Source organism: Phytobacter massiliensis JC163 (genome assembly GCF_000321045.1).
Lineage (GTDB): Bacteria > Pseudomonadota > Gammaproteobacteria > Enterobacterales > Enterobacteriaceae > Phytobacter_A > Phytobacter_A massiliensis.
This window is the reverse complement of record NZ_HE578945.1, coordinates 45,435-57,426: the sequence shown is the minus strand read 5'-3', so window position 1 is coordinate 57,426 and position 11,992 is coordinate 45,435. Positions and strand designations below refer to the sequence as shown.

General features: G+C 51.3%; 11 protein-coding genes. 6 read left to right on the top strand and 5 right to left on the bottom strand.

What is annotated here, in order from left to right; translation table 11 throughout:
* The first annotated feature begins 19 nt into the window (after nucleotides 1–19).
* Nucleotides 20–1,474, top strand: a complete 1,455-nt coding sequence (locus tag ENTHG_RS00575) for a POT-type proton-dependent oligopeptide transporter (RefSeq protein ID WP_044172299.1) — start codon at nucleotides 20–22, stop codon at nucleotides 1,472–1,474.
* Nucleotides 1,475–1,525: 51 nt separating this feature from the next.
* On the opposite strand, the gene ENTHG_RS00570 is transcribed toward ENTHG_RS00575, so the two are convergent.
* Entirely contained in the window at nucleotides 1,526–2,527 is a 1,002-nt protein-coding gene (locus tag ENTHG_RS00570; protein ID WP_044172296.1) for a LacI family DNA-binding transcriptional regulator, read from the bottom strand.
* A 357-nt stretch (nucleotides 2,528–2,884) separates the two neighbouring features.
* On the opposite strand from ENTHG_RS00570, the gene ENTHG_RS00565 reads away from it, so the two are divergent.
* The 5 genes from ENTHG_RS00565 to ENTHG_RS00545 are packed head-to-tail and all read left to right on the top strand — an operon-like array spanning nucleotide 2,885 to nucleotide 7,457.
* Entirely contained in the window at nucleotides 2,885–3,391 is a 507-nt protein-coding gene (locus ENTHG_RS00565; protein ID WP_044172293.1) for an ureidoglycolate lyase, read from the top strand.
* On the top strand, nucleotides 3,378–4,286 hold the full coding sequence (locus ENTHG_RS00560; RefSeq protein WP_044172291.1) for a PfkB family carbohydrate kinase: 909 nt from the start codon (nucleotides 3,378–3,380) through the stop codon (nucleotides 4,284–4,286). The genes ENTHG_RS00565 and ENTHG_RS00560 overlap by 14 nt, the downstream gene beginning before the upstream one ends.
* A 2-nt stretch (nucleotides 4,287–4,288) precedes the next feature.
* Nucleotides 4,289–5,617 (top strand): MFS transporter, encoded by a 1,329-nt coding sequence (locus tag ENTHG_RS00555; protein WP_044172287.1) that lies wholly within the window; start codon nucleotides 4,289–4,291, stop codon nucleotides 5,615–5,617.
* A gap of 46 nt (nucleotides 5,618–5,663) precedes the next feature.
* Nucleotides 5,664–6,329: a transaldolase family protein gene (locus tag ENTHG_RS00550; protein ID WP_044172285.1), complete on the top strand. Its 666-nt coding sequence runs from the start codon at nucleotides 5,664–5,666 to the stop codon at nucleotides 6,327–6,329.
* 27 nt (nucleotides 6,330–6,356) lie between these two features.
* Entirely contained in the window at nucleotides 6,357–7,457 is a 1,101-nt protein-coding gene (locus tag ENTHG_RS00545) for a glycerol dehydrogenase (RefSeq protein ID WP_044172282.1), read from the top strand.
* Between the two features lie 72 nt (nucleotides 7,458–7,529).
* On the opposite strand, the gene glnB is transcribed toward ENTHG_RS00545, so the two are convergent.
* The 4 genes from glnB to qseE form a co-directional block, all read right to left on the bottom strand.
* A complete protein-coding gene (gene glnB / locus ENTHG_RS00540; protein WP_024549981.1) occupies nucleotides 7,530–7,868 on the bottom strand; it encodes a nitrogen regulatory protein P-II in 339 nt (112 codons plus the stop codon).
* Between the two features lie 71 nt (nucleotides 7,869–7,939).
* Nucleotides 7,940–9,277 carry a two-component system response regulator GlrR gene (gene glrR, locus ENTHG_RS00535; protein ID WP_044172277.1) on the bottom strand — a complete coding sequence of 446 codons (1,338 nt, stop codon included), beginning with the start codon at nucleotides 9,275–9,277 and terminating at the stop codon, nucleotides 7,940–7,942.
* On the bottom strand, nucleotides 9,274–10,002 hold the full coding sequence (qseG, locus tag ENTHG_RS00530; RefSeq protein WP_044172274.1) for a two-component system QseEF-associated lipoprotein QseG: 729 nt from the start codon (nucleotides 10,000–10,002) through the stop codon (nucleotides 9,274–9,276). Before qseG ends, glrR begins: the two co-directional genes overlap by 4 nt.
* Complete coding sequence (qseE, locus tag ENTHG_RS00525) at nucleotides 9,999–11,435, bottom strand: two component system sensor histidine kinase QseE/GlrK (protein ID WP_044178815.1); 1,437 nt, start codon at nucleotides 11,433–11,435, stop codon at nucleotides 9,999–10,001. The genes qseG and qseE overlap by 4 nt, the downstream gene beginning before the upstream one ends.
* Between the last annotated feature and the right edge of the window lie 557 nt (nucleotides 11,436–11,992).

The following is an 11,992-nucleotide window of genomic DNA, read 5'->3' as shown; positions in this document are numbered from 1 at the left end:
GCCGTAGTAAGGAGACAAGATGAAAACACCCTCACAACCGCGCGCGATTTACTACATCGTGGCGATTCAAATTTGGGAATACTTCAGCTTTTACGGGATGCGCGCCCTGCTTATCCTCTATCTCACCCACCAGCTCGGCTTTGACGACAGTCATGCCATCACCCTTTTCAGCGCCTACGCCTCGTTAGTTTATGTCACGCCTGTTCTTGGCGGCTGGCTTGCCGATCGGCTGCTCGGCAACCGCGCGGCGGTAATTGCCGGCGCGCTGCTGATGACCCTCGGCCACGTCGTGCTGGGTCTGGGGACGGACGCCACCTGGAGTCTCTATATCGCGCTGGCGATCATTATCTGCGGCTACGGCCTGTTTAAATCCAATATTAGCTGCCTGCTGGGCGAACTCTACACTGCCGACGATCATCGTCGCGACGGTGGATTTTCCCTACTCTATGCCGCCGGTAACGTGGGCTCGATTGTCTCACCTATCGTCTGCGGGCTGGCGGCGCAGTGGTACGGCTGGCACATCGGTTTTGCGCTGGCGGGAATCGGTATGTTCCTTGGCCTGCTGATCTTTTTAAGCGGTCATCGCCATTTTCGTCACGTGCGCGGCGTCGACAAACCGGCGCTGCGTAAGGTGAAACTGGCGTTGCCCGTCTGGGGCTGGCTGGTCGTGATGCTTTGCATCGCGCCGGTCTTCTTTACCCTGCTGCTGCATTATGACGGCGCGGGCTATTTGCTGGGGCTGGTCTGCGTTTTCGCCGTCTGGCGGGTAGCGCGTCTGATGAAAAGCGCGCCGCAATACCGCCGTGGCCTGTGGCAGATAGTGCTGCTGATGCTTGCCGGTACGCTGTTCTGGATCCTGGCGCAGCAGGGCGGCAGCTCAATCAGCCTGTTTATCGACCACTTTGTCGATCGTCACTGGTTACGTTTTCAGGTGCCCACCGCATGGTTCCAGTCGGTCAATGCGATTGCCGTGATGGCGGCAGGCGTGGCGCTGGCCTGGCTTGCCGGGGCGCAAAACGGCGAGCGTTCTGCCCTGCGGGTATGGCTTAAATTTGCTTTTGGCCTGGCGTTGATGGGCAGCGGGTTTATGCTGTTGGCGCTGAACGCGCGCCAGGGTGAGCTTCACGGTCACGCGTCGATGGGAATGATGATTGCCGGACTGGCGCTGATGGGCTTCGCCGAACTGTTTATCGACCCGGTAGCGATGTCGCAGATTACCCGGTTGAACATGCCCGGCGCGAACGGTCTGCTGACCGGCATCTACATGCTCGCCACCGGTGCGGTCGCCAACTGGCTGGCGGGCGTCGTCGCCCAGCAAACCACCGAGTCGCAAATTAGCGAAACGGCCATTGCCGCTTACGGACACTTTTTCTCGCAGATGGGAGAGTGGACGCTGAGCAGCGTCGGGCTGATCGTGGTATTTATTGTAGTGCGTTGCCTGTTGAGAAGACCGATCGCACCGCAAGTGGAATAAGAATAAATGGTATTGCTGTCTGCGCATTTTGGCAGGCAGCAATACGTTATCTCATTCGATTTTAGCCACTGATTGCCTGACAACAAGGTCAGCAGAAAGACGTTTAATTTCTTGATTTTTATGTTTATTTTCTATCTTCGAAATAAGCAGGTTGGCAGCTGTTAGCCCTAACTGGTAAGCAGGTTGCCTGATAACGGTTAGTGGGGTCGGAAAAAAGCTCGCCCAGCGAGGGTCATCAAACATTAAAAAAGAAATATCTTTCGGGATGGATAATCCGCACTTATAAATTGCAGAAACTACCCCTTCGCCAATGAAGTCATTAGCAGCAATAATAGCGGAGGGTTTATTCTTACCTGTCAAATAATTAATCACCTCGCTACAGGTTCTGGACTGTAATTTATCGGTATCTTTAATCAGTAAAATATCATGGGCAACGGCTGAGTCAGCCTCAGCAATCGCACAGTTGAAGCCACGTAAACGTTCATCAAATGTCGTAATTGATAAATCGCCAGTGCAGTAAAGAATATTTCTATGCCCCTGGCTGATTAAATAATTCGTTGCCAGTTTCATACTTTCATGATTACTGATTAAAACCTGGTCGCTTGATTCAAGACCTGAGAGTCTGTCAACTTCAACTATAGGCAAATGTTTCAGTAACTTAAGGTTATTGATGGATTTCCATGTTGGGACGATAATTAGCCCTTGCAGCATGTTACTTTTAAGTAGATCAATCAGCTTTCGCTCAGTATTTTCATCTTCAGATGAAGTCCCGAAAATCACAGTATAACCATTCTCTAGTGCGATTTTCTGTATTGCCGTTATCGTTTCACCATGCTGTAAATTAGTAATGTCGGAAACAATAACACCAATCGTCCTGGATTCACCGCTGCGTAGTTTCCTGGCTATGGCGTTAACTTCATACCCCACTTCCTGTGCAGCAAGCAACACCTTTTCCCGGGTCTCCTTTGTCACCAGATTTGAATCGCGTAGTGCCCTGGAAACCGTAGAGTTTGATAAGTTAAGTTTTTTAGCGATATCTGCGATGCTTGCCATTTTTTTCTCTTAAAACTTTTTGTTGTTTTCTTCACTGGTCTTGCTCAGGTAGTGAACGAATTCTATCACGCAGCCTGAAGCCTGGCACTTCTTTAAACTCCTGCGGTTTTACCCTCCTCCTTTCCATGCTCGCTCTACTGGATCCGATCCATCCGTCCATAGCAGATGATCCAAAATGTGATCATTCTCTCTTTAGGATCCTGAGTGCCACGTTAGAATGCACGCAAATGACAACGTTGTCATTGATATTTAAGGCTACATATTGTTTATAACTATATGTTTTTAAAGTTATTCAAGTAGATCTGGTCAATTAAACCAAACCAATAAAGATATCGTTATCATTCATAAAGGATTTTTATGCTTACCATACCGCTTATCAAAGCCACCGCAGAGAATCTGGCCCCGTATGCGAAATTCATTGGCTTCCCAACCGGCAGAACACCGTCTGTTGATCGCGTCGATATCACCTATTTTCACGACGTTTGCGACACCGATGACTTTACAGATAAGCCTGTTGCCAGTTTCTTACTGGCTAAGCCGCACAATTTCACTCTGTGCAATATTGAGCGCCATATGCAGACCGAAGAAGCTGTCATCCCGTTGACCGGTGAAAGCGTGATAATTCTGGGGCCCGTTGGCGAATTTGATATCAACAAGCTTGTCGCTGTTCATCTTGATGGTTCATTCGGCATTGTCATGCGCCGAAATGCCTGGCATTTTGCCCCCTTCCCGCTGCATGGAAAAGACGCGACCTACATGCTGCTGTCTGGACGCCATACACCTGATGATATTGAAGTTCTTGATATCGAGACGGTAAGTGTTCCTACTCCGGAAAAGCGGGAGCAAAACAATGACCATCGTTAAGCCATCCTGCCTTCTGGCCTGCGAAATTCTGTGGGACTGCGTGGAAGGTCAGGCTCCTCTGCATGGCGGAGCAACGCTGAATGTTGCTTACCACCTGAATAAGTTAGGCTGTAGAACTATCCCGGTATCAAGCGTGGGCAACGATGAACTGGGACGGGAATCGCTAAGAATTATTAAAGAAGAGTGGCAGTGCGACCCCAGTGAAATCGCGATGCTTGACAATGTAGGAACGGGGATTGTTGATGTAAAAATCGACGCTAATGGCGATGCGAATTATTTCATTCATACCCCTGCGGCCTGGGATTATATTAGTTTCCGGACTGGTGCAACCAGACTGGCCTGCGATGCGTTTGTCTTTGGCTCAGTAGCGCTACGAAGCGCGTTCAATCAGCATTCTTTTGATGATTTTCTAACTAAATTTCATGGACTTAAATGTTTTGATGTCAATTTACGGGAAGGGCAGAACGATATTCATATTGTTTGCCAATTTTTAAAAAAGGCAGATTTCATTAAGTTAAATGAAGATGAAATGGACAAGATCGCTACCTTCCATGGAATCAAATCACAAGACAAGGAGGAACAGTTATTATCTCTGATAAAGATAACAGGTGAGAAGACCCTGTGCCTCACCTGCGGTGATAAACCCCCGTTACTGTACTGGAAAGGCAAAATATATAAAGGCCAGAGTATCCCTGTTAAGGTAAAAAATACTATTGGTGCTGGCGATGCTTTTTTTGCATCAATGATCCATGCATTGATCAGTTCTGATTTTAAACCAGACATTTCATTATATCGGGCATCGACTCTGGGATCGTGGGTGGCGACTAAAGACGGTGCGCAACCGGAATATGATGCTTTTATTATAGAAAAACTTGGTATACACAAGGAGATGTAGCAATGAATAGACAAGGGTTGTTCACTTCCCCGGATGGTAGTAATCAACTGAAAATATTTTGCATCATCTCAATGCTATTTCTTGTGCTTGGATTCAGCACAGGAATGATAGATATACTTAATAAACACTTTCAAAACACGCTGGAAATCACCAAAGCAAAATCAGCTCTAATTCAGTTTGCGAATTATATCAGCTATTTTTTTGTCGCCATCCCGGCGGGCATGCTGGCACAGCGATACGGGTATAAATCAGGCATTGTGGTTGGATTGATCCTAATTATGTGTGGAACCAGTACCTTTATGCTGGCAACCTTTTATGGAGAATATCTTTTTTTCCTGGCAGGTATATTTATTCTTGCCGCAGGGCTTACATGTATAGAAACCATTGCCAACCCATACGTTATTATCCTTGGAAACAAAGATGGTGGTGCTGCAAGGTTAAATATATCACAGTCTATTGCCGGTCTTGGCCTGATTTTTGGACCACTTATTGGCGGGCACTTTGTTCTCTCTGCTACAGGAGAAGTGTCAAAAACTAACGATGGATTATTTATCCCTTATCTTGGCATCTTCCTCGCCGTCACGCTGATACTTTTTATTTTCTCCAGAACTAAAGTTCCCGAGGTTGTACCTGAGGCTGATGAAAGTATTGGAGCGGCTGGTAAACCGTTCTGGATGTTCCCTCATTTTATTTTAGCTGTCGTGGCGCAATTTTTATATGTCGCTGGTCAGACTGGTATTTTTAGCTTCTTTATTAACTACGTTGTCGAACACTCCCCCGCAATGAGCGCCGGACTGGTCAGTATTCTTCCCTCCAGTTGGTGCTATCAGGCGGATGAGGTCTACAAATTTACCGAACGCGGTGCATCCCAGCTGCTTGCTTTCGGGGGGTTTGGCTTGTTCATGATTGGGCGTCTGACTGGCGGAATGATTTTGAGTAAAATTAAGACACATGTGGTTCTTGCATTTTTTGCTTTAATCAACTCAGCACTAATGATAGTTATCATCTATTCAGATGGTTATCTGGCAGTAGTTTCATTAATTCTAAGTTTTTATTTTATGTCAATCATGTTCCCGGCTATTTTTTCATTGGGAATTAGCGGCCTGGGCGGACAGACAAAAAAAGCATCATCGATCATAGTCATGTCAATTGTCGGCGGAGCCGTAATGCCTATTATTATGGGCGCTATTGCCGATCACTATAACATGGCAACAGGATTTATTATGCCACTCATCTGTTTCATATTTATTCTTTGCTATTCGCTATTCTGGCCTAAGTTATACAGTAGAAACGACTCGCTAAATAACGAAAGACCAGCAGTTAGCCATTAACCTGTTAATAAAAAACTTAGAGCAATAAACCTTAAGGATTAATACCATGAAATTATATGTTGATACTGCTAATTTAAATGACATTAAACGGTTTGAAGAAAATTTACCGCTAGCTGGCGTAACAATGAATCCCAGCATCACGGCTAAATCAGGGGTGGCGCTATCTGTGCTTATACCACAAATTCGCGCAGTGCTTGGAAAAGGCCGAATGATATTTTCTCAGGTCATCGCCTCTGATTGTGCCGGTATGGTTGAAGAGGCCAGCAGACTCAGTAAGATGGATAATGATATCGTTATTAAAATTCCTGTTACAGCCGAAGGGCTAAAGGCGATAAAGCAACTTAAAGCACGGAATGTCAGAACGCTAGGCACCGCCGTATATACCACAACGCAAGGTTTACTGGCGGCCCTCGCTGGTGCGGAATATGTCGCGCCCTATTACAATCGTATCGAAGCGCTTTCAGGAAATGGCCTTGAAATCGTTAGTGCGCTCGTCAAAATTCTCGCACTGCATGCTCCACACTGCAAAGTCTTTGGTGCCAGTTACAAAAACAATCAACAGTTCCTGGATTGCCTGATGGCGGGCTGCGAGTGCGTCACGCTTCCCGCCGATCTCGCCGGGAAGCTCCTGGATAACCCCTCTGTCGATGCTGCTGTAGCACAATTCCAAAACGACTGGCGGTCAGCATACGGTAGCCTGGATATTAAATAATCCAGCGTACATATTATGGAGAATATGATGAGTGCAAAAATCATCCAGGCACCGGGGAAATATATCCAGGGAGCCGGAATCTTAAGTTCTGTCGCAACGTACATCAAACATCTGAACGCTAAATTTTTAGTCCTTGGCGACGCGTTCGTTCTTGGATTAACTCAGGATATATTAAGCGCCAGCTTTGAACGTGAAAATATTGCCTGTCGGTTTTCGACTTTTACCGGGGAATGTTCACGCAATGCAATAGCCACTATTCAGGCTGATGCGGAAAAAAATCAGTGTACTGCCATTATCGGTATTGGCGGCGGGAAGACAATCGATGCGGCAAAAGCAGTATCCTATTATTTAGGCCTGCCTCTGGTGATTATTCCAACAATTGCTTCTACCGATGCGCCGTGCAGCTCATGGTCGGTGTTATATACGGATAACGGAGAGTTCGACACCTACCTGGATTTACCTTTCAACCCCACATTAGTCCTGGTCGACACGCAAATCATCGCTAACGCCCCTGCCAGGCTACTCGCAGCAGGCATTGGCGATGCGCTGGCGACATGGTTCGAAGCACGCGCCTGTCGGCAAAGCGCCAGTTCTACAATGGCGGGAGGGCTTCCTACCGTTGCGGCGCTGAGTATCGCAAAACAGTGCTATGAAACACTTCTCACCGACGCGAAAATAGCGCTGCTGGCGGTTGAGCGTAACGTTGTCACCGACGCCGTAGAACGCATTGTGGAAGCCAATACGTATCTAAGCGGAGTTGGTTTTGAAAGCGGAGGCCTCGCGGCGGCTCATGCAATTCATAACGGCTTCACCGTGTTAGAAGAAACGCACTCGATGTACCACGGCGAAAAAGTCGCCTTCGGCACATTAACGCAATTAATTCTTGAAAACGCACCAACGGAAGAGCTTGAAACGGTGTTACGACTGTGCATTGATGTTGGCCTGCCGGTTACACTCGAGCAGCTCAATGTTACTGGCAATGTTGAAAGTAAAATGCGCAAAGTCGCGGCCCAGGCCTGCCTGCCAGGGGATACCATTCACAACATGCCATTTAACGTCACCGAAGAGAAAGTTTATGCGGCGCTTCTGGCCGCCGACAGCTACGGTTCCAGCTTTATTAAGGCATAAAGCGCACCATGATAAAGGGCCAGGCGGTTAAACGTCTGGCCCTTTACTGCTAATAGATATTTTTCAGTTAACTCAGATTGCCGCGTCGTCTTCCTCGCCGGTACGGATACGAACCACGCGCGCAACGTCAAAGACGAAAATCTTACCGTCGCCGATTTTACCGGTCTGGGCGGTACGGATAATGGTATCGACGCAGGTTTCGACGATATCGTCAGTCACGACGATTTCAATTTTCACTTTAGGCAGAAAGTCCACCATATACTCCGCGCCGCGGTAAAGTTCGGTGTGCCCTTTCTGGCGACCAAAACCTTTCACTTCGGTCACTGTCATCCCGGTAATGCCGACCTCGGCCAGCGCCTCGCGCACATCATCCAGTTTGAAAGGTTTAATAATCGCATCAATCTTTTTCATGGTGGGTCCTTAAACACGCTTGCCAGTGAGCTACGAAATCGGTTGTTCACAGTATCATAACCACTCGCGCTTTACTCTTTAAAGTCGTTTGCATCCAGTTCATGACGGGAGAGCAACTTATAGAATTCGGTGCGGTTGCGCCCGGCCATTCTGGCGGCGTGGGTCACGTTGCCTTTGGTGATTTGCAGCAGCTTGCGCAGGTAGTTCAGCTCGAACTGATTACGCGCGTCGGCAAAGGTCGGCAGCGCGGTATTCTCCCCCTCCAGCGCCTGCTCTACCAGCGCGTCGCTAATCACCGGCGACGATGTCAGCGCCACGCACTGCTCAATGACGTTAACCAGCTGGCGAACGTTACCCGGCCAGCTCGCGGCCATCAGCCGCTTGAGCGCATCGGTGGAAAAGGCGCGCACAAATGGTTTATGGCGATCCGCCGCCTGGCGCAACAGGTGGTTAGCCAGCAGCGGAATATCTTCGGCCCGCTCGGCAAGGGTGGGGATTTTGAGGTTCACCACGTTCAGGCGGTAAAAGAGATCTTCGCGGAACTCGCCGCGGGTCATCGCCTTCGGCAGGTCGCGGTGGGTGGCGGAGAGAATGCGCACGTCAATGTCGATGTCGCGGTTGCTGCCCAGCGGGCGCACCTTGCGCTCCTGCAATACGCGCAGCAGCTTAACCTGCAGTGGGATCGGCATGTCGCCAATCTCATCCAGAAACAGCGTGCCCCCTTCTGCCGCCTGAAAGAGCCCTTCACGATTGCTGACCGCGCCGGTAAACGCGCCGCGGGCGTGGCCAAACAGCTCTGACTCCAGCAGCTGTTCCGGCAGCGCGCCGCAGTTAATGGCGATAAAGGCGTGCTTGCTGCGCGGGCTGGCGTTATGAATCGCCTGGGCGAGGATCTCTTTGCCGGTGCCGCTCTGGCCGTTAATCAGCACGCTGACGTCCGACTGCGCCACCATTCTCGCCTGCTCCAGCAGGCGCAGCATCACGGGGCTGCGGGTAATAATACCGTCGCGCCACTGTTCGTCCGAAGCGGGGGCGGTGTGCTCAAGAGCGTCATCAATCGCTTTATAGAGGGCGTCTTTATCCACCGGCTTGGTCAGAAAACTGAACACCCCCTGCTGGGTGGCGGCGACGGCATCGGGAATAGAGCCGTGAGCAGTAAGGATGATAACCGGCATGCCGGGCTGCACCCGCTGGATCTCAGTAAAGAGCTGCATGCCGTCCATTTCATCCATCCTGAGATCGCTAATCACCAGATCGATTTTTTCGCGGCTCAGCGCCCGCAGCCCCTCCTGCCCGCTTCCGGCAGTGACGACGCCGTAGCCTTCGCTGGTCAGGCGCAGGCCAAGCAGTTTCAGCAGCCCTGGGTCGTCATCCACCAGCAGCAGACGGGCGGGTTTTCGGCTGGTCATGGTTTTGCCTCCTCGGGTTTAGCGTCGTCCTTTGCTGGCCGCGCGTTATCCGGCAGATCGCCGCCTGCGGGCTTGCGGCTGTAGAGCCGCCGCTCAATATCGGTCAGGTTTTCCAGCTTGCGGGTGGTGGTTTCCAGCTGTTCATGCAGGAACTGCTGCTGCTGACGAAGGGTGTCCAGCTCGGCATCGCTGGTTTGCTGGAGCTTACCGTAGCGCGCCCGCTCCTCCGCTAACTGGATTTGCCCGCTCTGACCATCGCGCCAGAGCTGATACAGCGGGCGCACCGGCGCGGGAATTTGCGGGCTGAGGGCGTCGAGACGCTGCGTGTTCTGACGCCGCTCGACCGGCGAGATTTTGGCATTGGCAAGTAGAATGCCGCTTTTGAACGCATCCTGCCAGGTATCATCGGACCAGCGTCGCGCCTCGGCGCGGGCCGCCGCAGGCGATAGACGGCTTGCGCAGTCTATCCCACGCAGCCAGAACAGGGGGTTGGTATCAAAAGCCTTGCCTTTCTGCGCCCAGATGGCGTCGCAATCCGCCAGCAGAAAATCGGCCAGCTGATGGTCCGGGAGCTGCGCGCCGGTCTGTTCGTGTACCGTGCGCTCAGGCGCCTGCGAAACACAGCCCGCCAGCAGCAGGCAGGTAAGCGTGCGTAGTATTTTACCAGGTAATATCACCGCGCCAGTCACGCGGGAAAAAACGTGCGACATCAGATTTCGCTTCATTTTATGGATTTTTCCGGCGCATCAAGCGGTAACTCAATGCGAAAACAGACATCAGCGTTAGCGACGGTCGCCAGATGCAGCTCGCCGTGCATCCGGCGAATACAGTCTCTGGCGATACTCAGCCCCAGGCCGCTGCCCTTTACCGCCCCTTTGCGCTGATGGCTGCCCTGAAAAAAGGGTTCGAAGATCATCCCGCTTTCGGATTCCGGGATCGGCGTGCCGGTATTGGCAACGTCAATGCGCAGCCTGCCCTCGGCATGGTAACTGTGAATAAGAATGTTACCGGATTCAGCGCCATAGTGCACCGCGTTCGAGTAGAGATTGTCCAGCACGCTCATCAACAGCATGGGCTCAGCCCGGCAGGCGGGGACATCGAGAACCACATCGGTATGCATCATTTTAGCCCGCGCCGGTAAACTGTGAGCAGATATCACCATCTCTGTCAGGGGCGCTATCTCTACGGTTTCCAGCTCCACCGCGCCATCGGCCAGCTTGCGGTTGTAATCAAGCAGCTGCTCGATAAGCTTCTGTAAATTGCGGCTGCTGCCGTCGAGAATATCCACCACCTCTTTTTGCTCTGCCGTTAACGGGCCGACGACCTCATCGGCCAGCAGTTCCGTCCCTTCGCGCATGCTGGCAAGCGGGGTTTTAAGTTCATGGGAGAGATGGCGTAAAAACTGATGGCGCTGGGATTCGAGCCAGGCAAGCCGCTCGCTCAGCCAGATGATACGCTCGCCGACGTAGCGCAGCTCGCGCGGCCCCTTAAACACGACGGTATTGCCCAATGAGCGCCCTTCCCCCAGCCGGTTAATCATCCGCTCGATGCCTTTTACCGGGCCGATAATCATCCGCGTAAACAGCAGTACCAGCGCCAGGCTGAGTAAAAAGAGCACCAGCGCCTGCCAGCCGAAAAACTGTCCGCGCTCGGCAATCTCCTGCTGGAGCTGCTGCCCGCGCGAGAAAACCACTTCGCGGGTGGACTGCACCATCTCGGTATTGGCGGCGGCGAACGCTTCCAGCCGCGCGGATGCCTCTGCCGAAGGGCCGGAGTTGCTGCACTGTAGCTGCGCCAGGTCGTTTAAATCATCCCGCAGCGCCTGGTAGAGTTTCTTATCGGGCAGCACGCCAGCGTGGGCGTCCAGCATTTCGCTGTAGCGTTTGCGCTGGCTCTGGTAAACCCGTTCGAGCGTCCGGTCGTCCAGCACGCAGTACTGGCGGTAGCTACGCTCCATCTCCAGCGCGGCGTTGGTCATCGCCTCGCTGCGGCGGGCGTCTATCAGGGTGGTGCGGTTAGTCTGCGCCGCCTGGGCGCTGAGGGCGTTCAGACTCTGCCACGCCTGCCAGGCCAGCACTAATAGCGGCAGCAGGATAAGCAGAAACGCCATCATCACCAACTGACGCAGGGAGCGGGGGAAAACAGGCCAGCGTTTCAACGCGATACTCTCAACAATAAAGGTTAACAGGATGCTAGCCGAGTAAGACGCTACGGGAAAGTCAGAAAAAACAAAGCCGGGTAAAAACCCGGCTTTGTTTAGCAATTAGGCGGTGCCTTACTCGACGTTTCGCCCTGGTTCTGAAAAAGCTTACGCTTGTTATCAGCAGTTGGACGGCAGGCACCTTTAAGTGCGTCATTCGAGGTTTATGTAGCGCGTCCCGAAGGGGCTGACATAAGAAGGTGAATGAGCCACTGCTGTTTATTATGCAGTAACCGTGCCAGAGTGCAAAACATTTTATTAACATGCTGTTTTTCAAAGGGTTGAAAGTGAATACCGCCATTGCTGACGCGAACATATTTTCAGCAGACTGTCGTCAAAAAGAGACGCCAGAGATCCAGGATTTTTCATGCCTTCAAAAACAATGGGTTACGTGTCGCCTTCTGGCGACACCAGAAACCGCCTGCTGTCGCAGATCCCCGACAGCATAGCGAGAGCCAGTTAACGTTTTAAAAAATCATCCGTATCAGGGTGATGATAAGGAAAAGCACTATAAG

Excerpts from the sequence above, each read along its gene's own strand:
- ENTHG_RS00565 (WP_044172293.1), top strand. The coding sequence starts at position 2,885 with ATGCTTACCATACCGCTTATCAAAGCCACCGCAGAGAATCTGGCCCCG.
- ENTHG_RS00560 (WP_044172291.1), top strand. The coding sequence starts at position 3,378 with ATGACCATCGTTAAGCCATCCTGCCTTCTGGCCTGCGAAATTCTGTGG.
- qseG (WP_044172274.1), bottom strand. The coding sequence starts at position 10,002 with ATGAAGCGAAATCTGATGTCGCACGTTTTTTCCCGCGTGACTGGCGCG.
- ENTHG_RS00555 (WP_044172287.1), top strand. The coding sequence starts at position 4,289 with ATGAATAGACAAGGGTTGTTCACTTCCCCGGATGGTAGTAATCAACTG.
- glrR (WP_044172277.1), bottom strand. The coding sequence starts at position 9,277 with ATGACCAGCCGAAAACCCGCCCGTCTGCTGCTGGTGGATGACGACCCA.
- ENTHG_RS00545 (WP_044172282.1), top strand. The coding sequence starts at position 6,357 with ATGAGTGCAAAAATCATCCAGGCACCGGGGAAATATATCCAGGGAGCC.
- ENTHG_RS00550 (WP_044172285.1), top strand. The coding sequence starts at position 5,664 with ATGAAATTATATGTTGATACTGCTAATTTAAATGACATTAAACGGTTT.
- glnB (WP_024549981.1), bottom strand. The coding sequence starts at position 7,868 with ATGAAAAAGATTGATGCGATTATTAAACCTTTCAAACTGGATGATGTG.
- ENTHG_RS00570 (WP_044172296.1), bottom strand. The coding sequence starts at position 2,527 with ATGGCAAGCATCGCAGATATCGCTAAAAAACTTAACTTATCAAACTCT.
- ENTHG_RS00575 (WP_044172299.1), top strand. The coding sequence starts at position 20 with ATGAAAACACCCTCACAACCGCGCGCGATTTACTACATCGTGGCGATT.